Consider the following 24626-nt stretch of genomic DNA (forward strand, 5'->3'; position numbering starts at 1 on the left):
ACCGGGCATGGAAGCAGATTTCGTCATTATCGGTTCGGGTTCCGCCGGCTCCGCCATGGCCTACCGCCTGTCGGAAGACGGCAAGCATTCGGTGATTGTCATCGAATATGGCGGCACCGATATCGGGCCCTTCATCCAGATGCCGGCCGCGCTTTCCTTCCCGATGAACATGAGCACCTATGATTGGGGTTTCAGCTCCGAACCCGAGCCGCACCTCGGCGGTCGCAGGCTGGTCACGCCGCGTGGCAAGGTCATCGGTGGATCGTCGTCGATCAACGGTATGGTGTATGTGCGCGGCCACGCTCACGACTTCGATCACTGGGCCGAGACCGGCGCCGCCGGCTGGTCCTATGCCGATGTGCTGCCTTACTTCAAGCGGATGGAAAATTCGCATGGCGGCGAGGCGGGATGGCGCGGCACGGACGGCCCGCTGAACGTCCAGCGCGGGCGCCGCGACAATCCCCTGTTTCACGCCTTCGTCGAGGCAGGCAAAGAAGCAGGCTTCGAAGTCACCGACGACTATAACGGCTCGAAGCAGGAAGGCTTCGGAGCGATGGAGCAGACCATCTACAAGGGGCGGCGCTGGTCGACGGCGAACGCCTATCTGCGCCCTGCCCTCAAGCGCCAGAATGTAAGCCTGATCAATGGGTTCGCGCGCCGCGTGATCATCGAGAATCAGCGCGCGACCGGTGTCGAGATAGCGCGGCGCGGCAAAACCGAAATTATCCGGGCGCGGCGCGAAGTGATCATTGCCGCCTCTTCCATCAACTCCCCCAAGCTGCTCATGCTGTCCGGCATCGGTCCGGCCGCGCATCTCAAGGCGCACGGCATCGATATTGTCGCTGATCGGGCAGGTGTCGGCCAGAACCTGCAGGACCACCTCGAAGTCTATATTCAGCAGGAAAGCCTCAAGCCGATAACGCTCAATTCCAAACTCGGGCTTGTTTCCAAGGCGATGATCGGGGCCGAGTGGCTGTTCTTCAAAAGCGGGCATGGTGCCACAAACCATTTCGAATCCGCAGCCTTCGTGCGGTCGAAACCCGGTATCGATTATCCGGACATCCAGTACCATTTCCTGCCCGCCGCGATCCGCTACGACGGCAAGGCGGCTGCCAAGGGCCATGGCTTCCAGGCCCACGTCGGACCAATGCGCTCGAAGTCGCGCGGCAGCGTAACGCTGGCCTCATCGGATCCGTTCGAAAAGCCGAAGATCGTCTTCAACTACATGTCGCATCCGGACGACTGGAGCGACTTCCGCCATGCCGTGCGCCTGACCCGCGAGATTTTCGGCCAGTCCGCACTTACCCCTTATCGCGGCCGCGAAATTTCCCCGGGCTCGCACGTGCAATCGGATGATGAAATCGACGATTTCCTGCGCGAACATGCCGAGAGCGCCTTTCATCCCTGCGGTACCTGCAAGATGGGCGCGACCAGTGACCCGACCGCCGTGGTCGATCCGCAATGTCGTGTCATCGGGGTGGAGGGACTTCGCGTTGCCGATTCGTCGATTTTTCCGCGCGTGACCAACGGCAATCTCAACGGTCCATCGATCATGACCGGCGAAAAGGCTTCGGACCATATTCTCGGTCGCGATCCACTGCCGCGTTCCAACCAGGAGCCCTGGATCAATCCGCGCTGGCAGGTGAGTGACCGGTAAGGTATCCATACGCATTCAAAGGAGAGCACCCATGCGCGCGCAGCCGACGGCATCGCATTTCATCAACGGCCGGTTTGTCGAGGACAAGGCGGGCAAGCCGCTTGATGTGATCTACCCGGCTACCGGCGAGACCATCGCCAGGCTTTTCGGCGCAACGCCTGCCCTCATCGACGAGGCGGTTCAGGCGGCAGCCGCGGCGCAACCCGCCTGGGCGGCGCTGAAACCGGTAGAGCGTGGCCGCATCCTGCGCCGCGCCGCCGATATCCTGCGCGCCCGCAATGCCGAGATCGCTGAACTTGAAACGCTCGATACCGGTAAGGCCATTCAGGAAACGCTCGTCGCCGATCCAGCCTCGGCCGCCGATGCACTCGAATTCTACGGCGGCATCATTGCCGGGTTTAATGGCGAGATGATCGAGCTTGGCGGCTCCTACGCCTATACGAGGCGCGAAGCTCTCGGCGTCTGCGTCGGCATCGGCGCCTGGAACTATCCGATCCAGGGCGCCGGCTGGAAATCGGCACCGGCTCTCGCAGCGGGCAATGCCATGATCTTCAAGCCTTCGGAAAACACGCCGCTTTCTGCTCTGGCGCTCGCGGAAATCTACAAGGAAGCCGGCCTGCCTGACGGCTTGTTCAACGTTGTCCAGGGTTTTGGCGATGTCGGCTCCCAGCTCGTCGACCATCCGCTCGTCGCCAAGGTATCGTTGACCGGCTCCGTGCCGACCGGCAAGCGGGTCCTTGCCCAGGCGGGCTCGCACATGAAGCATGCGACAATGGAACTCGGCGGCAAGTCCCCGCTCATCATCTTTGACGATGCCGACGTGGAGAATGCGGTCGGCGGTGCGCTTCTCGGCAATTTCTATTCGACCGGCCAGGTCTGCTCCAACGGTACACGTGTTTTCGTCCAGGGTGGTATCAAGGATCGCTTCCTGGAGCGCCTGACGACCCGCACGAAAGCCATCCGCCTCGGCGACCCGCTCGACCCTGACATCCACCTTGGACCGCTCGTCAACGCGGCGCAGCGCGACAAGGTCGTGTCCTACATCGAGAAGGGCAAGGAAGAGGGGGCGACTCTCCATTACGGCGGCGGCGTACCGCAGATGCAGGGATTTGAAGGCGGCTGCTTCGTCGAGCCGACCATCTTTACCAATGTGACCGACAATATGATCATTGCCCGTGAGGAGATATTCGGGCCGGTCATGGCCGTTCTCGATTTCAAGGACGAGGACGAGGTCATCGAGCGCGCCAACGACACGGAATTTGGACTGTCGGCTGGCGTGTTCACGCAGGATCTTGCGCGAGCGCATCGGGTCATCAGCCAGATGAAGGCCGGCACCTGCTGGATCAACACATATAATCTGGCGCCGGTGGAAATGCCTTTTGGTGGGTTCAAACAGTCCGGCGTCGGGCGTGAGAATGGCCTCGCAGCGCTCTACCACTACAGCCAGATAAAATCGGTCTATGTCGAGACAGGGAAGGTCGAAAGCCCTTACTGATCGACCGGGTGACCGTTACTTGCCGACATAATCCACGTATTGCGTGAGCGCGCAGACGAGGTGATAGAAGATCGAGGCGGGAACGTCTTCCGCCTTGGCGCGGCCGGTCTCGTCGATGAGATCGATCCACAGTCCCCTCGGCGCCGGTTCGATGTGCCAGCGGAACAGCCGGCCCACACGCGCCTCGATCTCCGGCTTCAAATTCGGTCCGCCATTGCCGTCAAGCGCGATAGCCGCCTTAACGGCTTCAGTCTGCGGCCAACTGCGTGAATTGGTGTCGAGCGGCAGGCCATGGCGCGACACGGCGCCATAGGCAAGGCCCGTCGCCCGGTTGAGGCCGTTGGCAATGGCCGAGGAATAGAGCTTGCGCGCAAAGCGGACGAGATCCTTTTGCCCGGATGCGGCGGCGAAATTGACGAGCAATGAAGCCCATTCGAAGTGGTGGCCGGGTTCGGTCCACTCGCCTTCCTCGCCGGGCGCCCGCTCCCAATCATTGGTAAAGTACTCGCCCAGCGTCCAAGTTTCCGCATCGAACATGTGGTGGCGGAAAAGATCGACGATGCGCGCCGCCCGTTGCAGATAGTCGCGATTGCCGGTGGCGTTATACCAGGCCAGAAACGCTTCGAGCAGGTGCATGTGCGGGTTGGAGCGGCGCAGGCCCTTCCCGTCCGGGGTCTCCAGAAAGCCGGTCAGGCGCGCGTCGGCTAGATATTCGTCGATGAAGGCAAATGTTTCGGTGCCCAGCGCGAGCGCGCCCGAATGGCCAGCCTTATGCGCATGCGCAAGCGCCAGCAGGACGAAGGACTGGTCATAGGCGTCTTCCGTGGCGTCGAGCACGCTGCCGTCTGGGTTGAAGGTCTTTACCCAGCCGCCGCGGTCGGTACGGCCGTTCCTGGTGATGAAATCGATGCCGTGATCGATCAGCGCCGCTGCCGGGCCGTCCCAGCCCATCTCGTGGGCGACGGCAAATGCATAAATCTGCCTGCCGATGGTGCGCATGCGTTTCGGCTTGGCAACCGGCGTCGCCTCGAAGGACAGCGCCTCGTGAAATCCGCCGAAACGCTCATCGACACCGACGGTCGACCACAGCGGCAGCGTCTCGCTGAACAGCCAGTGGCGCACACGGTTGGCATAGGCGCCGACCTGCGGGAGACGGTCTTGCGAAGGGGTGAACTTGGTTTCGAGCCGTCCCGACTTTTCCAGTTGCTCGACGATCTTGCGCACGTTCTGGCTTTCGCTGACCGGGGCGACGAAGGTTGCATCCGCCGTCGCCACAACAGCGGTGTCGCGCAGGCCCACGACGGAAAGTAGCCCGCCTTCGCTGCGCAGATAGCTGTGCTCACAGTCGATGGCTACGACATCACCAACGATGACGTTGCCGTTGGCGTCGACCGAACCGACATCGAGTAGCGACTGCCAGGAGCCGAGGTCGTTCCAGCGGAAGGTCGCCGGGACGAGCGCGATACCCGAAGCCCGTTCCATGATGGCGTAGTCGACGGAAATCGACGGCACTTCGGCATAAAGCTCATAGGGAAGATAGGTGCCGGAAACATTGGTATCGGCAGCATCGAGCGCGGCGACGGCCTTGTCCCATATCTCCGCAGCGTGCGTTTTGAAGGCTGCGCGCATGGCGCTGGCACGGAAAAGAAAAATGCCGGCATTCCACAAGAAATTGCCCGATTCCAGGTAGTCCCTGGCCTTCGCTTCGTTGGGCTTTTCGACAAAGCGCACGACATCGCGCGTGCCCTCGCCCGTCGCCCCGACCTCGATATAGCCGAAGCCGGTCTCGGGACGGTCCGGCTTGATGCCGAAGACAACGATCCGCCCGGCCTTTGCCGCGGCAACGCCGGCTTCAACGGTGTTCCAGAAATCGCGATCGGTGGTGATCTCATGGTCGGAAGGCACGACGAGCACAAGGTCGTCGCCATGCTCCCGCAAGGTCACTTCGGTGGCAAGCACCACGGCCGAGGCAGTGTTGCGGCCCATCGGCTCGAGGATCGGCCGCCCACCGGCGAGGTCGACGCCAGCAAGATCATGCTGGATGCGCGCGGCGTGTCGTTCAGAGGCGAGAAGATAGACAGGTACGGCCGTGTCGTCTGCCCGCGCGCTCATGCGCCGGACCGTTCGTAACAACATCGAACCTTGACCGGAAAGATTGTGGAACTGCTTCGGAAAATCCTCGCGCGACAGCGGCCATAGCCGCGAACCAACACCGCCGCTCATGACGAAGCTGATAATCTTCTGCTTTTCCGCCGCCATCGAACGCAGCCCCGCACTTTCTACGCATTGAAGACTTGATGCCAATCGATACAGGAGTTTGGAGGGCGATCACAGAGGAAAATAAGGCGTAGGACGCTCGGAAAAAGGTTTCCAGACCATTATCAAAAAGTGGATAGAAACGACTTGCAGGTACCGAGACCGGACGGTATATACCGCGCGTCACTGGTTACGGAGTGTAGCGCAGCCTGGTAGCGCACCTGCTTCGGGAGCAGGGGGTCGGAGGTTCGAATCCTCTCACTCCGACCAGTTGAATCAGGCGCCGATTTCCATTGTGGCCAGAACAATTCCCTTAACCCCATGAGGTTAGCCCACAGTGGTGTAAATCCATTGCGGCCCAGCTTTGCTAAAATGGCGTGATCAATAAGGGGTTATTGATGTGAACGACGCTACACTTATCCTGCTTTCCATCTTTACGGTCATTGGTGCATATCTGTTCTACGTGCCTCCACTGTAGACCAAGCGGCCGGCATCCGCGAATGTTTGCGCGCTCTAAAATATGAGCCGCGGAACAGCCTCGATCAACGCACGCGTGGTCTCGGCTTTCGGCGCTTTGAGCACGGTCTCCGTATCGCCGCTTTCGACGATTCGCCCTTCGTCCAGCACGATCAAGCGCTCGGCGAAAGCGCGGACGACGGCAAGGTCGTGCGATATGAAGACGTAGGCAACGCCGGTTTGCTCCTTCAGATCGAGGAGCAGGTTAAGGATCTGGGCACGCACCGAAACATCGAGCGCGGATACGGGCTCGTCCAAAACGATCAGTTCCGGCTTGGTCATGATCGCCCTCGCTATCGCCACTCTTTGCCGCTGGCCGCCTGAAAGCTGACGTGGCGGGCGATCGATCAAATCTGTGCCGAGGCCGACGCGCTCCAGTGCGGCGCCAATCGTCGCCGCATAGTCGCCGGGGTTGGCGAGCCCATGCAGGCGCAATGGGTCCTCAAGAATATCGCGGACGGTGGCGCGTGGATTGAAAGCCGCGAGCGGATCCTGGAACACCATCTGGAATCGGCTGCGACGCCGGCGCAGACGCTCGCCGCGCAAGGCAGTGATATCCTGCCCGGCCAGATGGATCGAACCCTTGTCCGGGTCGGCAAGGCGCATGATAAGGCGCGCGAGCGTGGTCTTGCCTGAACCCGAAGCACCAGCCACGGCCAGCGTTTCGCCCGGAGCGAGCACAAAATTGATATCCCGTAGGCCAGCCGCGCCCCGATCGGCGAAGCGTTTGCTGATATTTTTGACTTCGAGGACCGGAGCGGACAACGTCATTCGAGATCTGCCGTATCGATTTCGGCAAGGCGCCTTCTACGCGGTGTATCGAGCGAGATGTGCGTGTCGACAAGCGCACGCGTATAGGGGTGGCGGGGCGCGCCGAGCACGTCTGCCGCAGGACCGAACTCCACGAGCCTTCCCCGATAGAGCACGCCGATCTTGTCGGCGCGCTCCGATGCCAGCGCGATATCGTGCGTGACGAAGATGAGCGTCAGCCCATTGTCTCTGACGAGTCGATCGAGCAGATTGACAATGTGTCGCTGTACGACGGTATCAAGCGCGCTTGTCGGCTCATCGGCGATGAGCAGCGAAGGATTGCCCGCAAGTGCGATGGCAAGGGCGATACGTTGCTTCTGTCCCCCAGAAAATTCGTGCGGATAGCTGTTAAGCCGTGTGAGAGGACGTGAAATCTGGACCGCGCCCAGCAATTCGGCGGCGCGGACCCGGGCCGCAATCCAGCCAATCCCCTGGTGGATCATCGCAACTTCAGCGATCTGGTCACCCACATTCATCACCGGGTCAAGACTGCCATTGGGGTCCTGGAACAGAACACCAATATCCTTGCCCGGTCTTGGCTTGTATCCAAGTGCGGGAAAATCAACCGACCCTGTGGCCTTTGCCCCCTCGGGCAGAAGCCCGGCGACCGCCATTGCCAGCGTGGATTTCCCGGAACCGCTTTCGCCGATGAGCGCGAGCCTTTCACCTTGGCTCACCTCGAGCGAGATATCTTCAAGAGCAACGGCCGCGCCATAACGCACGCCGAGGCCCGCTATATGCAAATAGGGCTTGCTCATGGCTGCAGCCTTTCTGAGCGCGACAAGCCACGACCGAGCAAATGAACGGCAAGAACAGTAATGACAAGCGCAATCCCCGGGAAGATGGAAAGGTATGGCGCGGAGCGAAGAACGGAGCGCCCTTCTGCGATCATGCTCCCCCAGGTCACGCGATTGGGGTCGCCGAAGCCGAGGAACGACAAGGCCGCCTCGATGAGGATGGCGGCGGCGACGGAAATAGCGGCAAGCGATGCTGCCGGCCCGAATGCATTGGGCAGAATTTCACGAAAGGCAATCTCGAGCGGATGCATGCCAAGCGTGCGCGCCGCCGCGACAAAATCACGTTCGCGCAGCGACAGAACCTCGGCACGGGTGACGCGAGCCGCTTGCGTCCAGGTGCCGAGGCTGATTGCAAAGATGAGCGTCGGCACGCTGGGCCCCGTAACACTGATGGCGGCAAGTGCCAGAAGAAAGCCGGGAACGGTCTGGAAAGCCTCGGTGATCCGCATCAGGATCGCATCGGCGATGCCGCCGAGAAAACCTGCCAACGTGCCGACGACGCTGCCGACGATGAGTGCCGCGGCGGCCGAAAAGAACGCAACAAGCAGCGTGGTGCGGGTCCCGTGCAAGAGACCAGCGAGCACGTCGCGTCCGAGCCGATCGGTCCCGAGCGGATGCGCTGCGTCGGCGAAGGGGCGAAGCAATGGTTCGCCGCTGATCGCCAAGGGATCTCCTGGCGCGAGGATGGGGGCCAGCAGCGCCATGAGGATGAGCGCCGTCAGGATTACCGCGCCCATCCGCCCTTCGCCGTTAAGATTGCGCCAGGCATTCATCGGCCGGTTCTCACGCGCGGATCGAGCTTGTCATAGGCGAGATCGACGAGAAGATTGGCAACTATGACGGTTATGGCGCTGCAAAGAATAATCCCGAGGAGCAGCGGTGTATCGCGCCGCGCCACCGCTTCGGCGGCGAGGCGGCCAAAGCCTGGAATGGCGAAGACGCTTTCGACGACGACGCTGCCGCCGAGCATGGCCGCCGCCTGAAGCCCGAGCATGGTGACGACCGGCAGCACCGCGTTGCGGGCGACATGGCGCCAGACGATACGCCAATGGCCGATGCCGCGCGCCCGCAGCGACTGCACAAATGGCTCATGCCAGATTTCGCCCATGCGATCGCGCATGAGACGCAAATAGAGGGCGAGGTAGACCATGGCGAGCGAGGTGACGGGCAGGATCAGGTGCGCGCCAATATCGCCGAGACGGGTGAACCCCGACTTGCCGGAAGCAATCGACTCGATGCCGCCGACAGGCAGCCAGCGCAGATCGACCGCGAAAATTACGATAAGCACCAAGCCCAGCCAGAAACCCGGAACGGCATAAATCGCCAGCGAGGTGACCGAAAGAAATCGGTCGCGCAGCGAACCGGGACTGGCGCCGGCAATCACGCCCAACACGGATCCAAGGAAAAATGCCAGCGTCGTGGCAAGGGTCATCAACAGCAGCGTAATGGGCAGCCGCTCTAGGATCACCGAGCCGACCGACCGCTGATATGCGGTGGACCAGCCGAGATCTCCTTGGGCGAGCGCGGTGGCGTATGCCTTGAAACGGTAGGCGGGGCCCTTGTCGAGCCCCCACTCCTGGCGCAATTGCGCCAACTGCTCGGCGTCGAGCGTGCCCGAGCGCGCGACGTAAGAATCGACCGCATCGCCCGATGCCGCCTCGAGCAGCAGGAAACTGCCGACGAGAACGATCGCCAGGACAGGAAGAGCGCCGAGCAGACGTTTCAGCAACAGGGAAACGAGAGGCGGCAAGATTACTCCGGTCGGGCGACGTGTGCGATTGATTCCAGCGCTAGGCTAGAGGGTTTCCCGTTAAAATTGAAGCGGTTCCTGTGGCTGTTATGGCTTCACCCAAACGTTCGACCAGTTGGAAACTGCCCAGCGCGGATTGTCCGACACGTTTTGCACCGAGTCGCGCGCAACCGTGATGAACGAGAATTCGGCGACATTGATCAACGGCACATCGTCGGCAGCTTTCTTCTGCAGGTCCTTGTAGAGCCCTGCCCGCTTGTCTGCATCGATGGTCGAGGCAGCGTCCTTGATCAGCTTGTCGATGTCGGCATTGGCATAGCCGTACTGGTTGGAGAAGGGCACCCCGGCCGGCAGACCGCTCTCAAACAGGATCGTCGTCGAGATTGCAGGATCTGAGCGGTAGACGGGGGTCGCCACCGTAATGTCGAAGTCATGGTCTGTATAAACCGCCTTCAGGTGGGCTGGCGTGTCGTTGCTGACAATCAGGGCGTCAATCCCGATCTTGGCCAAAGCCTGGCGAAGATAATCGCCGAACTGTTTGGTTTCGTTGAAGAACGGTGCCGGTAACAGTTTAAGGGTGAAGCGGTTTCCGTCAGCGCCGCGCTTGTAGCCGGCTTCATCAAGCAGCGCCTCCGCCTTCGCCGGATCGAAAGCATATTTTGTGACATCGGGTTCAAAGAACGTCTTGTCATAGGCGGGTACGGGGCCCGATGACGATTTCGCATAGCCAAGAAAGATCGTCTTCACCACAAAGTCGTGGTCGATGGCATGGGCGATTGCCTGGCGTACCTTGAGGTCAGCGAGTTCCTTGCGGCGATGGTTTATTTCCACGATGAGCTGATAAGTCAGGCCTTCATAGCCGTTGGCATAGACCTTGAGGCCCGGCACCTTCGAAATCCGGTCGAGGTCGGCAAGCGGAACCGCGGAAAAAGCTGCAAGCTGAATCTGTTCCGCCTCGAGCGCATTGCCGGCGGCAGCGCGATCGGGAAGGAACTGATAGACGATTTCGTCGAGCAGGGGCTCGTCCTTCTGCCAATAGGCGTCGTTGCGCTTGAGGAGATAATACTCGCCCGGCTTGTACTCGCCAAACTTGAAGGGTCCCGTGCCGACCAATTGCTGATTGGCGGGATTCTTTGCGATGTCCGTGCCTTCATAGATATGCTTCGGCACCACGGAGGTCACGACCGGCAAGGCATTGCGAATGAGCTGGAACGGTGTCGGCTGCGAAAACTTCAGTATAGCCGTGTGGTCATCAGGCGTATCGACGCTGTCGAGGTTCTTGAACACAACGCGGCCGAGATTCTGCAATTTCTTCCAGACTTCGAGCGCAGAAAATGCAACGTCGGCGGAGGTAAACGGCTTGCCATCATGCCAGGTCACGCCCTCGCGCAGTTTGAATGTCGCCGACAATCCGTCGGGTGACCCCTCCCATGACGTCGCAAGGCGCGGCGAAAGCCCGTCCTTGCCCTCGTAGGATTGCTCGGCGAGCGGTTCGATGACCTTGCTGGCCACGAAGAACACGCCGTTCGATGCAACGATAGCCGGGTTGAGATTGGCCGGTTCGCTATCACCGGCGACGATCAGACGGCCACCCTTGACCGGCTCCTCCGCCGCCCAGCCCCTGCCGCCGAGAGCGGCGATAGCACCGGCACTGGCGGTCGCAGCAAGAAATGCGCGTCGATTGAGGATGATACGGGACATTGGTAACCTCTCGGGCTCAAGTGGAAGTTCGATTGGACAGGATTTCTTCGAGGGCCTTGACGGCGGCGCGGGCAAAAGAAGGTTCGGCGGAGGCACCCATATGGCCGACGCGCAGCACCTTGCCGGCGGTTTCGCCGCGGCCGAGCGAAACTAGAATACCGTGATCATCGAGCAGCCGGTCGCGCAGGGCGGCATCGCTCCAGCCCTCGGGCACGCAAAATGCGGTCGTCGTCGGCGCGCACCATTCCTCGCGCTTCGGCCAAAGCTGGACACCGATTTGCCTTAAGCCATCGCGCATAATCGCCGCCGTTTGTGCGTGGCGGGCCCAGACATTTTCGGCGCCTTCACTGAAATAGCGATCGAGCGCGGCGTCGAGCCCATATATCTCCGAGATCGACGGCGTTACGGGGAAGCTTCGTCCAGGCTCCGAGGCGTCCTTCCAATCAAGGAGACTGAGGAACGAGCCGCGCGGCGCGTCCCCGTTCGCTTCGATCTTTTGCCAGGCACGCTCGCTTACTGAAATGAGACTGAGGCCCGGCGAAGCGCCAAGACACTTCGACGGCGAGGTGATGAAAATATCCGCATTTACGGCGTCGGGATGGATATCAAGGCCGGCAAAGGAAGAAACGGCATCGACGATGAGGTAAGCCCCGTGTTCAGCGACGACCTTGCCGATCTCGGCCAAGGGATTGAGCGTACCGGATGGCGTATCGTGGTGACAGACCGAAACGACCGCAATCTCCGGCCGGCGCCGCAGGACCTGGCGAACCGCCTCGGCTTCGATCACTTCGTCAAATGGAACGGCAAGCTCGACGACCTCCTTGCCATAACGCCCCGCCCAGGCGGCAAAGCCTTTGCCGTAGACGCCGGATACGAGGTTGAGGACGATGTCGCTCTTTCCGATCAGCGCCGCAGCGGCCGCCTCGATGCCGAGGATCGCCTCGCCCTGCATGATGACTGGCGCGAGCCGGGACCGCATGGCCTTGCGCAGTTTATCGATGACATCGGCATAAAAGGCCTGGAATGCGGGGTGATAATCGTAAATCACCGGCCGACCCATTGCCTGGAGCACCTCGGGGTAAACCGGGACAGGCCCGGTCGTCAGCATCATTGGCGGAATGGGAAGCCTGGATTGCACTGCCGAACTCGTCCCGTCCTCATCGATGCTCTGTCGCCGACGCAGACCATATTCTGCCGAATGCCGGAAACCAAGGAAAACTCTTTCAAACCTTGGCCGTTCGGCAATGCGAATATTTCGAAGCTTCGAACCCGGGCCTCGGCTCTCAAGGAACTTTCTGGCGCAGGCTTCAATTGTTCGCCATAGTAAATCCCTGGCCCAGGCAAGAAACAGGACGGCATCATGAGCAAATATGTCTTGATCGGTTCGGAAGGATGTGGATCGGTGATCGTCGAACTCGCCATGCGCGAAGCCCAGGCAGAGTTCGAACTCGAAGAAATCCCCTACCTCGAACCCGGACCGGACCGGGACCGTCTGCTCGAACTCAACCCGCTTGGTCAGGTTCCGACGCTTATCATGCCAGATGGCAGCGTTATGACCGAGAGCGCGGCGATCATCCTCCACCTCGCGGATGCCTTCCCCGACCAACGCTTCGTGCCCTCATCCAGCGATCCCCAGCGTCCGGCGTTCCTCCGCTGGCTGCTTTATATCAACAGCGAGATTTATCCGACGACAACGTTCGCCGACGATCCCGACCGCTGGAAAATATCCGAGACAAGAAGCCAGGAATACAAGGATGCCATCGATCAATACCGGATGGAGTTGTGGGCAAATGTCGAGCAGGTCGCCGACGACCCCTATTTTCTTGGCGAGAGGCTTTCGGCTGTCGATTTTTACATTGCGGTCATGCGGCATTGGCGGCCGGGCAAGAAAGCCTTCGCCAAGGCGTTACCCAAGCTCAACACCATTGCCGACAATGTCTCCCGCCTTCCCCAGTTCGAATCGATCCTGAAGCGGAATTTCCCTGATTCCTGACAAGGGAAAGTTTCAATCCTCGAATTCGGCCCAGGTAGGCGCGTGGTCGCTTGCATTGGCCAAGCTCCGCGCGTCGCGGTTGACGCCCGCATCCGTCACCCGTTCATAGGCCGCAGGCGATGCCATCAGCATATCCAGCCGCAGACCCGCATCGCGATCCCATGCATTGCGCATATAGTGCCAGAATGAGTACATTGGCTCGTCCGGATAAAGCGTGCGCACGACGTCGACCCACCCTTGCGCCGACAGCTTGGCGAATGCCTCCCTGCTCTCCGGTTGCAGCAAGGCATTGTCCATCCACGAGCGCGTATTGTAGATATCGAAATCGGTCGGTACCACGTTGAAGTCACCCGCGAGGATGACCGGTATGTCCATTTCGAGAAGTTCCGCCGCGTATTGGTGCAGCCGCTTGAACCAGGCGAGCTTGTACTGAAATTTCGGCCCGGGTTGCGGGTTCCCGTTCGGCAAATAGATCGACGCGATCAGAACGCCGTTCACCGCTGCCTCGATGTAGCGGCTTTGCACATCCTCGGGGTCACCCGGCAGCCTGTCGCGCGTGAGGATCGGCTTGGCGCCGCGCGCAAGGATCGCAACACCGTTCCATGATTTCTGGCCTTTCCAGACCGCTTCATATCCGGCATCGCGCAGCGCCTCTGCCGGGAAGCTCGCATCCTCGCACTTCAACTCCTGCAGGCAGACGACATCCGGCGCGGACGTTTCCAACCAATGCAGAAGATTCGACAGTCGCTTGTTGATATTGTTGATATTGTATGTGGCGATCTTCACTGGCGATCCTGGTTGCCCGCTCCCATATGATTTCTACATCATTTCGGAGCGCCGCCAAGCGTTCTTGCCAAGCGTATGCGGAACCTTCGGCGCAGCTTTTTGCTTTTGCATTGAAAGACGTGGTCGAAATCAACCGAGGAGCAGGATATGAATCGCGGCATCACCATCAATCCGCATCCGGAGCCGGTAACGGTCCGGTTCCACGATGTCGTGATCGCGTCGAGCGATCGCGCAGTCGAACTGCACGAGCCCGGACATGAGCCGGTCCTTTATTTCCCCTTCGACGACATCTATTTCGTCCATCTCGAAAAGACCGAAACGCACACGGAGTGCCCATGGAAAGGCACCGCGTCCTATTGGCGTGTGCTCGGTCAGGGCGAGGCCTCGGACGATGCCATGTGGTCCTATGAGGAGCCGAAGCCGGAGGTCGCGGCCATCCGCGGTTATGGCGCGTTCGATCAGAGGAAAGTCAGGTTCGAATAGGACGCCGTTTGGAACCTTGGCGCCTACCCTTCGTTAGGAAGTATTCCCACCGAAAACGAGGATGGTACCATGGCCACGGAAAACAATTTCGTCACCGACCGGGGTAATGGCGGTGAAACCCATCAGCATGTGCCCGAGAAAGGCCCGCATGGAGCCGAGGGGCACCTCACCACCAACCAGGGCATTCACGTCAGCGACAACCAGAACAGCTTGCGGTCCGGGGAACGCGGACCGACCCTGCTCGAAGACTTCGTCCTTCGCGAGAAGATTTTCCACTTCGACCACGAGCGAATCCCCGAGCGCATCGTCCACGCGCGCGGATCGGCGGCACATGGCTATTTCGAGCTCTACGAATCCCTTGCCGACATCACCAAAGCCGACCTCTTTCAGCGCAAGGGCGAGAAGACGCCGGTGTTTACCCGTTTCTCCACTGTGGCTGGAGGTGCGGGATCGGTCGATACACCGCGTGACGTGCGCGGGTTCGCGGTCAAGTTCTATACCAAGGAAGGCAACTGGGACCTCGTTGGCAACAACATCCCGATCTTCTTCATCCAGGACGCGATCAAGTTTCCCGACCTCGTTCACGCGGTGAAGATGGAAGCCGATCGCGCATTCCCGCAAGCAGGCAGCGCCCACGATACATTCTGGGACTGGGCCTCGCTCATGCCCGAAACGACGCACATGCTGATGTGGGCCATGTCTGACCGGACCATCCCTCGGTCCTTCCGCACCATCGAGGGCTTCGGCATCCACACCTTCCGTCTCGTCAATGCCAAGGGCGAATCCACCTTTGTCAAATTCCATTGGAAGCCCAAGCTTGGTCTGCAATCGACCGTGTGGGACGAGGCGCTTAAGCTGCAAGCGGCGGACAATGACTATCACCGGCGCGATCTGTGGGAAGCAATCGAATCCGGCAATTTCCCCGAATGGGAACTTGGCCTCCAGCTTTTCGACGAGAAGTTTGCGGATGCCCAGCCCTATGATGTGCTTGACCCGACCAAGATCATTCCTGAAGAAGTCATTCCGGTGCGCAGGGTTGGACGGCTCGTCCTCGATCGCAACCCTGACAACTTCTTCGCCGAGACCGAACAGGTCGCCTATTGCCCGGCGAACATCGTCCCGGGTGTCGATTTTACCAACGATCCGCTGCTTCAGGGCAGGCTCTTCAGCTATCTCGACACGCAAAAATCACGGCTTGGCACAGCCAACTTCCATCAGCTTCCGATCAATGCGCCCAAATGCCCGGTGATGAATTTCCAGCGCGACGGCCAGATGCAGATGAATATTCCGAAAGGACGCGCCAACTACGAACCAAACAGCCTTGCCGCGCATGGCGAGGAAGGCGGGCCGCGCGAATGTCCGGTCACCGGGTTCACGACTGCTGAAGGCCGGACCGATCAAGCGGAAACCGGCGGCAAATTGCGGATACGTGCTGAACTCTTCGCCGATCACTACAGCCAGGCAAGATTGTTCTGGCGCTCGCAGCAGCCTTCTGAACAGGCGCACATTGCCTCGTCCTTCGTGTTCGAGCTCTCGAAAGTAACCCTTGCGCAGGTACCGCCCCGCATGGTCGCAAACTTGCGCAACGTTGACGAAGATCTCGCCAAGCGCGTGGCAAACGGGCTTGGCATCGAATTGCCGGAAAAGTCGGAGGCCGCACGCGCGCCGCTCGACATGGAGCCCTCACCTGCTCTCAGCATCCACGGAAACATGAAACCCACGCTTGATGGACGCTCGGTCGGTATCCTGATCGATGACGGCACCGATGCCGCGGCGCTCGGCGCGCTAACCAATTCAGTCAAGCAGGCAGGCGCCAAACCTGTCATCGTCGCGCCAAAAATCGGCGGCGCCAAACTGGCCAATGGCGATACAATGAAAGCCGATGGTCAATTGCTCGGTACGCCGTCGCAATTGTTCGACGCCGTCGCCGTTGTCGTCTCCGCCGATGCTGCCGGCAGGCTGGCGAATGAGGGAGCGGCAAAACAGTGGGTGATGGACGCCTTCGGCCATCTCAAGGCGATCGGTTATACGGCCTCGTCCAGGGCTTTGCTCGACGCCGCCGGTATCAAGGACGATGCCGGCGTCGTGCCGGTTGAAAAAGGCTTCACCGATGCCGCCACCAAGCGCTATTGGGACCGCGAGCCGAAACTGAGGATGCTCGCCTAGGCTAAAAGCCAGTGGAGACGGAAGCGCATTGACAATTTGTTTCCCCTCTGCACGATCCTCTCCACCGTCATGCTCTGGCTAGGTCCCGGATAGATTACCCGTGCGCGCTCCTTGGTTGTACATGCCACACCTACCTGTGGGTCATCGGGACATAGGCCAAGAATGACGGTGGTGGACAGGGTTCATGGCGCTGACGTCCCCCTATCCGTGGCGAGAAACAAGCCTCAAGGTGCAACGGTGGACCTTTATCTGACATGGGAAGACATCGCCATTCGCCTCGGCCTGACCGTCGTGGCGGGTGCGATCATCGGGTTCAACCGGGAGGCGAGTGGGCACGCTGCCGGCCTGCGGACGACGCTCCTGGTGGGCCTTGCCGCCTGCATCGCGATGATCCAGGCCAACCTGCTTCTGACAACAGTCGGCAAACCGCCTGATTCCTTCGTCAATATCGACGTGATGCGCTTGCCGCTCGGGATACTCACCGGCGTCGGCTTCATCGGCGGCGGCGCGATCTTCAAGCGCGGCGACCTCGTCAGCGGGGTGACGACGGCGGCGACGTTGTGGATCATGACGGCGATCGGACTTGCTTTCGGCAGCGGCCTCATCGAACTGGCATGCGTTGCGACCGCCCTCGTCTATTTGATCCTTTGGGCGATGAAACTTATCGATATCCGGATTTCCCGTGAGCGAAAGGCGTTTCTTACGATCGTGCGCGAGGACAGCGAAACGTCGCGCGCATTCGAGCAGGAACTCGCTTCCATCGGCTATCGGACGCGCTTCATGAAACAATATCGCCGGCCTGACAGTAACCACGTGACGGTTACCTATGAGGTGCGCTGGCATAGGCCGGAGATAGCCGGGCCGCCGCTCGATCTGATCGAGTTCGTCGAGAAAAAGTACACGATCGAACTGTTCGACACGATCCTCGACTCCGATCGCGGCTGAGCGCTAGGGCTCAAGCGGGATGACATCGACGGACTGCTTGCCTTCCTGCGAACCGCTTGTCTTCAAGATGCCAACGATCGGCGACACATCGGCGTAGTCGCGACCATAGCCGATGGTGATGTGGTCATTGCCGGCAACCATGTTGTTGGTCGGGTCGAACTCCTGCCAGCCGGCTTCGCGGCCGCACCAGGCCCGTACCCAAGCGTGCATCGCGTCGGCGCCCTCGAGCCGCTCCTCGCCCGGTGCCGGTATCGTGCGCAAGAAACCGCTGACATAGCCGGCCGGGATGCCGAGTCCGCGCAATCCGGCGATCATCACATGGCTGAAATCCTGGCAGACCCCAGCCTTGAGGTCGAATGCCTGCCGCGCCGACGTGCGAACGTCGGTCGCCTCGCCGTCATAGGTGAAGTCCTTGTAAATGCGGTGGTTCAGGCTGTTCACGACCTCCATCACCGTGCGCGCCTGGGCAAGGCTCTCCGCCGCATAGGCGGTGATCTGCGGATCGATTGCGGCATAATCGGTCGAGTTCAGAAAGTGATGCGGTGCGTCCGCTGCTATCGACCGAACACTGCGTATTTCCTTCTGAAGGCCAGCCATGTCCGGCGAGACATCGAGCATTGTCGGCGGGCGCGTGACATTTACCCGCGCCGTCATCGTCACATCGAGCGTCTCGTGCGGATTGCGGTAGGCTATCGATGTTACGGTGTTGGCGAAGAAATCGGTAAACTCGGATCGCTCGGCTGCAGACGGGTCGAAGGACAGGCTTGAGGCGATCACCCGCTGGATGCCCGGCATCGTCTGCGGCATGACGCGAATATGGTGACGCCCGCCGGCGGCGGAGCGCTCGTAATCATAGTGTAGGTGCAGGCGGATATTGTAGAGCATCGGTCGCCTCAGGCGAAATAGGTGTCGGAGATCGTATCGGAGAGCACTCCGATTTCATAGGCAAGTCCATGGAGCTTGTCCGGCGTGAGCTCCGACGCTTCCATAATGGCAAGGTCGGTGTGGAGCCGAAACACCTTCTTCATAAGTACCGGCATCTCAGTGCTCGAATCGCGCGCCGGCAGAAGCCCGAACTCCGTCTTCAGGGCCTCCAGCTGGAAAAGAATGGAGCGCGGGTTGAGCGGATCGAGCGCCAGAAGATCGAGCACGCTGAGGCGTCCGGAATAGACGCTATATTGGCGCCGGTGGGTCATGACGCTGTCGCCGATCTCCAGCAGCATTTCGAGCGCCCCATCCGCTGCGTCCGGACGCGATAGCGTTGCCAGGATGCGCGCCATGCCGATGCTACGCTCGATGCGGCGTCCGATTTCGAGGAAGCGCCAGCCGGTGAACCGGTACATGTTCTCGTGCACGAGGCCGGAAAAGCCGGCAAGCTTGCGCAGAACGATGGTCATTGCCCGGGTTGTGTCGTCGCCCGCAGCCACCACATCATGAAAACGATGGATCGTCTTCGAAAGATCCCGCAACGCCAGCCAGCCATCCGGCGAAAAGCGATCGCGAATACGGCTGGCGCTGAGCATTGCTCCGTCGATCGAGCGCGAGAGGCCCTTGGGAATGGCGCTGTCGAGATCGACGCCGAGAGGCTTCAGATAGGCGCGCATTTCTGCGAGCAGCGGGAGTTCCCTGTTGGCCGCCTCCGCATGACGCGCGTGGCAGGCCCGGAGGATGCGCGCGGTTCCTTCCGCCCGCTCGATATAGCGTCCCATCCACATCAAATTTTCAGCGGCACGGCTCGGGAGCGTGCCCGGCACGTTGCGCCGGAAAGCGTCGTCCTCGCGCGGCAGCAGCGTGTCCTTGCCGACCGGTCCGCTGCTCGTGATCCACACGTCGGCGGCCTGCCCGCCACGCTGCATGGCGATCGCAGCAGTGTCGAGGGTAAGGCCCACGCGCGCAAAGCCACCGGGCAGAAAGCTCCAGCCATGCTTCGTCCGCGCGGCGAAGACCCGCAATACGAAGGGGCGCGGTTCCAGCTTGCCGTCGACATAGACCGGCGTCGTCGAAAGCTTGACCGCCTCCTGCCCGACAAGGCTGCGCCCGTCATCCTTCAGCCGTAAAAGCAGTTCGCTACGTGCGCCATCGTCAAGGCCGGCGCCGAGCGCGGTCGCGCCCATATCCTCGAACGGCAACTGTCTCGACATCGCCGGCCCGACCATCATCTGGTCAAGGTGGTCCATGACGTGCCGGCGCTCCTTGTCCTGGCCGCACCACCATGTGGCGATGCTGGGCAGTGCAAGGTCGCGCCCATGCATCGCGTTGGAAATGGCCGGGAGAAACGCCAGCAAGGCGCGCGTCTCCAGAATGCCGGAGCCAAGTGCGTTGACGAGGGAGACAGAACGTTGCCGGAGGGCCCCCACCATGCCGGGGGTGCCGATCCAGGAATCTGCCTTCAGTTCAAGCGGATCCATATAGGCGGCGTCCATGCGTCGCCACAGCACATCCACGGGCTTGAGGCCCGAAACGGTGCGCACCATGACCTTGCCCTTGCTGACGGTGAGATCATCACCCTCCAGCAGCATGAAGCCGAGATAGCGCGCGATATAGGCGTGTTCAAAATAGGTTTCGTTGTTGGGCCCGGGCGTGAGAATTGCTGCACGTCCCTGCGGGTTCTTGACCTGCGCCTGCAGCGAATCGCGAAACTCCTTGAAGAATCCGGCAAGCCGGTGAACGTTCATGGACGCGGAAACATCCGCGAGAGCCCTCGTACTTGCGACGCGGTTTTCAAGGGCAAAACCCGCACCCGACGGCGCTTGCGTGCGGTCGCCGAGAACCCACCACCTGCCGTTGGGCGCCCGGCCGAGTTCGAAGGCGCAAAAATGCAGGAAATGCCCGCTCGCCGGCTTCACGCCTGCCACTGCATGCAAATATTCGGAATTCGAAGCAATAAGATCGGGCGGCAGCACGCCCTCGCCGATCAGCCGGTTCTCGCCATAAATGTCGGCGACGATGTCTTCCAGGAGATCCGCACGCTCGGCAAGACCGCGCGTGATCGACTGCCAGTCATGCTCGTCAATCAGAAGCGGGATATGCGCCAGCGGCCATTCTCGTTCCTGCGTGCCGGTTTCATCGTAGACCCGGTAATAAACGCCCGCATCGTGCAGATATTGGCTGGCCTTGGCAAAGCGGGTCGCGAGCTTTTCAGGACCGATTTGATCGAGCCTCCGAAGCAGGGATTCCCAACCCGGACGCACTGCGCCGGAGGGGTCGATCATCTCGTCGGCAACATTGGGCAGCGGTTGATAACCCGCGAGCAGCCCTGACACATTTGGCGCTCTCACGGGCGATGGCATGGTTGCACACCCCTCGGGCCGCGGTGGCGGGGCATCTGGCTAGACAGAGCCGGGGTAAAACTCAGACCCATCCGATCTCGCATTCGTCGCATCAACTTGGCCGTGGCCGCCTGAGGTCGAGGGTCATCGGAAACTCGCCGGAAGGTTGCTCCTTCCTGAGTTCATAGGCCCCCGCCGTGTGTCCCCGCGCTTCGAACCTCGCAAGGCGGCGCGCCTCCGCTTCGTTCGAATTGACTGGAAACGTATCATAGCTGCGCCCACCCGGATGTGCGACATGATAGACGCAGCCGCCGATCGCCCTGCCCGACCATTGATCGTAAATATCGAAGACAAGCGGCGTATTGACCGGGATCATCGGATGCAGCCCGCTGCGCGGCTGCCACGCCTTGTAGCGCACGCCTGCGACGGCTGTACCCTGCGTTTCGGTCATCCGCAGCGGGACTTCGCGCCCGTTGCAGGCAACGCTGTGGCGCGCAGGATTGAAGTTCTCCATCTTCACTTGCAGGCGCTCGACCGAACTGTCGACGAAGCGCACCGTCCCGCCGATGGCGCCCTGCTCGCCCATGACATGCCACGGTTCCAGCGCCTGGCGCAGTTCCAGCTTGACGCCCTCGCGTTCGATCTCGCCGCAGAACGGAAAGCGGAATTCGAGCTGTGCCTCGAACCATTCCGGCCGGAACTCGAAGCCGTTTTCGCGCAGATCGGCGAGAACATCTAGAAAATCCGCCCAGACAAAGGCAGGCAGCATGAAGCGATCGTGGAGCGACGTGCCCCAGCGCACGAACCCGCCCTCGATGGGCTTGTTCCAGAAGCGTGCGACCAGCGCCCGAACCAGCAATTGCTGCGCGAGGCTCATGCGGGCATTGGGCGGCATTTCAAAGCCGCGGAACTCGACGAGGCCAAGCCGTCCCGTTGGTCCGTCGGGCGAGAACAGCTTGTCTATGCAGATTTCCGCCCGGTGGGTGTTTCCAGTGACGTCGATCAAAAGGTTGCGGAAAAGCCGGTCGACCAGCCAGGGCAGAGGCGGTGCGCCGCGACCCGGCATCGGCACCTGCGCCATGGCGATTTCGAGCTCATAGAGACTGTCATGGCGCGCCTCGTCGATGCGCGGGGCCTGGCTTGTCGGGCCGATAAAGAGGCCGGAAAACAGGTAGGACAAGGATGGATGCCGCTGCCAGTGAAGAACAAGGCTCTTCAAGAGATCCGGCCGCCGCAGGAACGGGCTGTCATTTGGCGTTTCGCCGCCGACAACGACATGATTGCCGCCGCCCGTGCCGGTGTGCCTGCCGTCGACCATGAATTTGTCGGCGCCGAGGCGCGACTGGCGCGCTTCCTCATAGATCGCCGTTGTCGTTTCGACGCACTCACGCCAGTTGGCGGCAGGATGGACGTTGACCTCGATGACACCCGGGTCCGGCGCTACGCGAATGACGTTGATGCGCGGGTCCTGCGGCGGACTGTAGCCCTCGATATGAACCGGCAGTCCGAGCTTCGCCGCGGCAGCCTCGGCGGCGCCGACAAGTTCGAGATAGTCCTCCAGCGCTTCAACCGGCGGCATGAATACGCTGAGGCGGCCCTCGCGCGGCTCAACCGAGATCGCGGTGCGCACCGCACCCCCAATATCGCCGAGTTCCTGTTCCACTCGCTCCTGCTGCCCGCCTTCGGCGGCTGTAAAGGAGGCAACAGCCTGCGGCGTGTCCCGGGCCGCCGGATCTGCCTGAGCAATCGAGTCGGCAAGCGGTCCGCGTTCCACGGAGGGGTCCACGGGCACGATATAGGGATATTCCGAAGGCGGGACATGCGGCAGCGCTCCGAGCGGCAGGCGGTATCCGACTGGCGAATCCCCTGGCACCAGAAAGAGCCTGCCACGGCGTGTCGTCCACTTTTCGCTGCGCCAGCGCGGGCCGGCAACAGCCTGGCTGTTCCAGCGCTGTACCGGAAGCACATAACCCGTCGGTTCAGTCAGGCCACGTTCGAAGACGCGGGACATGCGGCTGCGCTCTTCCGGGTCTTTGAGTTTCGAATTGGAGGGATCGACATTGGCCGGCAGGTTGCCTTCCTTGACCAGCCACTCGGCCGGATCCTCATAGGCCGGCGCGACCATCTCCGTTTCGACGCCGAGAACATTCGCCATGCCGGTCAAGAGCTTTTCGGCGTCCGCCGGCTTGATCTCGCCCTTGCTGTTTTCGGCAGCGATGAGGTTCGGATCGACCCAGATCGGCTTGCCGTCCTTGCGCCAGTAGAGCGAGAACGTCCAGCGCGGCAGGCTTTCGCCCGGATACCATTTGCCCTGCCCATAATGCAGGAAGCCGCCGGGCGCAAAGCGATCGCGCAGTCGGCGGATCAGCATGTCGGCCTTTTCGCGCTTGGTCGGGCCGACCGCATCGGTGTTCCACTCGCCGGATTCGAAATCGTCGATCGACACGAAGGTGGGCTCACCGCCCATGGTCAGCCGCACGTCGCGCTGCTGCAGCATCGCATCGACCTTGTCGCCCAAAGCATCAAGCGCTGCCCAGGATTCGTCCGAGAACGGTTTGGTTATGCGCGGATGTTCGGAGACCCGTGTCACATGCATGTCGAAATTGAACTCGACATTGGCGGGTTCGGCCATGCCGGAAATCGGGGCGGCATTCCTGTAGTGCGGCGTTGCGGCGAGCGGAACATGGCTTTCGCCGGTCAGAAGACCCGAGGTCGGATCAAGTCCGATCCAGCCCGCGCCCGGCAGATAAACCTCGCACCACGCGTGAAGGTCGGTGAAATCCTTGTTCGTCCCCGCCGGGCCATCGAGGGCGACGAGATCGGGTTTCAACTGGATCAGATAGCCGGAGACGAACCGGGCCGCGATGCCGAGATGGCGCAGGACCTGTACGAGCAGCCAGCTCGAATCGCGGCAGGAACCGGTCGCGACGCCGAGCGTCGTATCGGGCTCCTGAACGCCGGTTTCCATGCGGATGACATAGCCAACCTCGCGCTGGATACGTGCATTGAGGTCGACGACGAAATTCACCGTATTGGTCGGGTTGCGGTCGATCGTTGCAAGAAACGCGCTCAGCAGCGGACCCGTTGGCTCCGGCTTCAGATAGATCGAGAGGTCGTCCCGGATATCCTCAGGATAGGCGAAGGGCCACGTCTCTGCGATCGGCTCGACGAAGAAATCGAAGGGATTGTAGACCGTCATGTCCGCAACGAGGTCGACCTCGATCTTCAGTTCGGTCACAGGCTCGGGAAACACAAAGCGGGCGAGAAAATTCCCGTAGGGATCCTGCTGCAGGTTGACGAAGTGATTGGAAGGGCTGACTTTCAGGGAGTGGCTGAGAACCTTCGTACGCGAATGCGGCGCAGGCTGCAGGCGAATGACCTGAGGTCCGAGCATGATCGGACGGTCATATTTATAGTGCGTCAGATGGTAGACCGCAGCGTGAATTGCCATATCGCCTCAAATAACTAGCCGCGCATCGCGCGAAACAAACTGAAACCTAAACTACTCTCTTTCATAGGGCACGTCCTAAAATGTGCCGTTGCCAATTATTTTAGCACTTGAGAATTTTGCCGTATAAACGTGCTTGCCAGCGGAGAAATCCCCGCATAGCATCCGCGCCGATGGTTTCTCCGGGATGACAACACCGGAGATGAAAAGGGAACACGGTGAGGCGTACCCAATAGGGATCGAGACCGTGGCTGCCCCCGCAACTGTAAGCGGCGAGCGTTGCCTGACGATGCCACTGATCGAACGATCGGGAAGGCCGGGCAAAGCTGAGACCCGCGAGCCAGGAGACCTGCCATCAAGCAAATGATTCGAACCGGACGGGGTGTACCGGGAGCGATGCGATGTTGCCGTTTACGGATGACCTTGAGCAACTGCTGAGGCGTCCCGTGATTGGAATATCCACGTTCCCTGTTCCTGTCCTCATGAAGGACAGGTATGCACATCGACCCTAATCATAATCATCGCCTGTGCCCGCACCCTGGCTGGATCCTGCC

Annotated in this window: 17 protein-coding genes, 1 tRNA gene and 1 riboswitch; of the genes, 7 read left to right on the top strand and 11 right to left on the bottom strand. The window is 60.9% G+C overall.

What is annotated here, in order from left to right; translation table 11 throughout:
• Positions 1 to 7: 7 nt before the first annotated feature.
• Positions 8 to 1657 (top strand): choline dehydrogenase, encoded by a 1650-nt coding sequence (gene betA, locus BR48_RS0103325; protein WP_027230007.1) that lies wholly within the window; start codon positions 8 to 10, stop codon positions 1655 to 1657.
• Between the two features lie 31 nt (positions 1658 to 1688).
• Complete coding sequence (gene betB, locus BR48_RS0103330) at positions 1689 to 3152, top strand: betaine-aldehyde dehydrogenase (RefSeq protein ID WP_027230008.1); 1464 nt, start codon at positions 1689 to 1691, stop codon at positions 3150 to 3152.
• Positions 3153 to 3167: 15 nt separating this feature from the next.
• Here betB and BR48_RS0103335 read toward each other — a convergent pair whose 3' ends face one another.
• The gene (locus BR48_RS0103335) at positions 3168 to 5411 is read right to left on the bottom strand and encodes an AGE family epimerase/isomerase (protein ID WP_027230009.1); all 2244 of its coding nucleotides are present in this window, start codon (positions 5409 to 5411) and stop codon (positions 3168 to 3170) included.
• Between the two features lie 190 nt (positions 5412 to 5601).
• Between BR48_RS0103335 and BR48_RS0103340 the strand changes: the two genes are divergently transcribed.
• Positions 5602 to 5678: transfer RNA gene (locus tag BR48_RS0103340), tRNA-Pro, on the top strand.
• A 243-nt stretch (positions 5679 to 5921) separates the two neighbouring features.
• On the opposite strand, the gene BR48_RS0103345 is transcribed toward BR48_RS0103340, so the two are convergent.
• From BR48_RS0103345 to BR48_RS0103370, 6 genes are all read right to left on the bottom strand, one after another.
• Complete coding sequence (locus BR48_RS0103345; protein ID WP_036813249.1) at positions 5922 to 6695, bottom strand: ATP-binding cassette domain-containing protein; 774 nt, start codon at positions 6693 to 6695, stop codon at positions 5922 to 5924.
• Positions 6692 to 7492, bottom strand: coding sequence for an ABC transporter ATP-binding protein (locus BR48_RS0103350; protein WP_027230011.1), 801 nt, complete (start codon positions 7490 to 7492; stop codon positions 6692 to 6694). The genes BR48_RS0103345 and BR48_RS0103350 overlap by 4 nt, the downstream gene beginning before the upstream one ends.
• Positions 7489 to 8304 carry an ABC transporter permease gene (locus BR48_RS0103355; RefSeq protein ID WP_027230012.1) on the bottom strand — a complete coding sequence of 272 codons (816 nt, stop codon included), beginning with the start codon at positions 8302 to 8304 and terminating at the stop codon, positions 7489 to 7491. Before BR48_RS0103355 ends, BR48_RS0103350 begins: the two co-directional genes overlap by 4 nt.
• Entirely contained in the window at positions 8301 to 9281 is a 981-nt protein-coding gene (locus BR48_RS0103360) for an ABC transporter permease (RefSeq protein ID WP_027230013.1), read from the bottom strand. The genes BR48_RS0103355 and BR48_RS0103360 overlap by 4 nt, the downstream gene beginning before the upstream one ends.
• Positions 9282 to 9368: 87 nt before the next feature.
• Complete coding sequence (locus BR48_RS0103365) at positions 9369 to 10982, bottom strand: ABC transporter substrate-binding protein (protein ID WP_027230014.1); 1614 nt, start codon at positions 10980 to 10982, stop codon at positions 9369 to 9371.
• A 16-nt stretch (positions 10983 to 10998) separates the two neighbouring features.
• On the bottom strand, positions 10999 to 12120 hold the full coding sequence (locus BR48_RS0103370) for an alanine--glyoxylate aminotransferase family protein (protein ID WP_245273344.1): 1122 nt from the start codon (positions 12118 to 12120) through the stop codon (positions 10999 to 11001).
• A 222-nt stretch (positions 12121 to 12342) separates the two neighbouring features.
• Between BR48_RS0103370 and BR48_RS0103380 the strand changes: the two genes are divergently transcribed.
• Positions 12343 to 12975 carry a glutathione S-transferase family protein gene (locus BR48_RS0103380; RefSeq protein WP_027230016.1) on the top strand — a complete coding sequence of 211 codons (633 nt, stop codon included), beginning with the start codon at positions 12343 to 12345 and terminating at the stop codon, positions 12973 to 12975.
• 12 nt (positions 12976 to 12987) lie between these two features.
• Here the strand turns inward: BR48_RS0103380 and xth are convergent, their stop codons facing one another.
• Positions 12988 to 13761 (bottom strand): exodeoxyribonuclease III, encoded by a 774-nt coding sequence (gene xth / locus BR48_RS0103385; RefSeq protein WP_027230017.1) that lies wholly within the window; start codon positions 13759 to 13761, stop codon positions 12988 to 12990.
• Between the two features lie 147 nt (positions 13762 to 13908).
• Here xth and BR48_RS0103390 point away from each other — a divergent pair, with 147 nt between their 5' ends.
• From BR48_RS0103390 to BR48_RS0103400, 3 genes are all read left to right on the top strand, one after another.
• Positions 13909 to 14244, top strand: a complete 336-nt coding sequence (locus tag BR48_RS0103390) for a DUF427 domain-containing protein (RefSeq protein WP_027230018.1) — start codon at positions 13909 to 13911, stop codon at positions 14242 to 14244.
• A gap of 69 nt (positions 14245 to 14313) precedes the next feature.
• Positions 14314 to 16410: a catalase gene (locus tag BR48_RS0103395; RefSeq protein ID WP_027230019.1), complete on the top strand. Its 2097-nt coding sequence runs from the start codon at positions 14314 to 14316 to the stop codon at positions 16408 to 16410.
• Positions 16411 to 16572: 162 nt separating this feature from the next.
• A complete protein-coding gene (locus tag BR48_RS0103400) occupies positions 16573 to 17355 on the top strand; it encodes an MgtC/SapB family protein (protein WP_081815742.1) in 783 nt (260 codons plus the stop codon).
• Positions 17356 to 17358: 3 nt separating this feature from the next.
• On the opposite strand, the gene BR48_RS0103405 is transcribed toward BR48_RS0103400, so the two are convergent.
• From BR48_RS0103405 to BR48_RS0103415, 3 genes are all read right to left on the bottom strand, one after another.
• Positions 17359 to 18240, bottom strand: a complete 882-nt coding sequence (locus BR48_RS0103405; RefSeq protein ID WP_027230021.1) for a transglutaminase family protein — start codon at positions 18238 to 18240, stop codon at positions 17359 to 17361.
• Positions 18241 to 18248: 8 nt separating this feature from the next.
• Entirely contained in the window at positions 18249 to 20645 is a 2397-nt protein-coding gene (locus BR48_RS0103410; RefSeq protein ID WP_036813253.1) for a circularly permuted type 2 ATP-grasp protein, read from the bottom strand.
• Between the two features lie 91 nt (positions 20646 to 20736).
• Positions 20737 to 24075 (bottom strand): transglutaminase family protein, encoded by a 3339-nt coding sequence (locus BR48_RS0103415; protein WP_027230023.1) that lies wholly within the window; start codon positions 24073 to 24075, stop codon positions 20737 to 20739.
• Positions 24076 to 24229: 154 nt separating this feature from the next.
• Positions 24230 to 24444, top strand: a riboswitch (cobalamin riboswitch).
• Positions 24445 to 24626: the final 182 nt, after the last annotated feature.

This window comes from Phyllobacterium sp. UNC302MFCol5.2 (assembly GCF_000686005.1).
GTDB lineage: Bacteria > Pseudomonadota > Alphaproteobacteria > Rhizobiales > Rhizobiaceae > Phyllobacterium > Phyllobacterium pellucidum.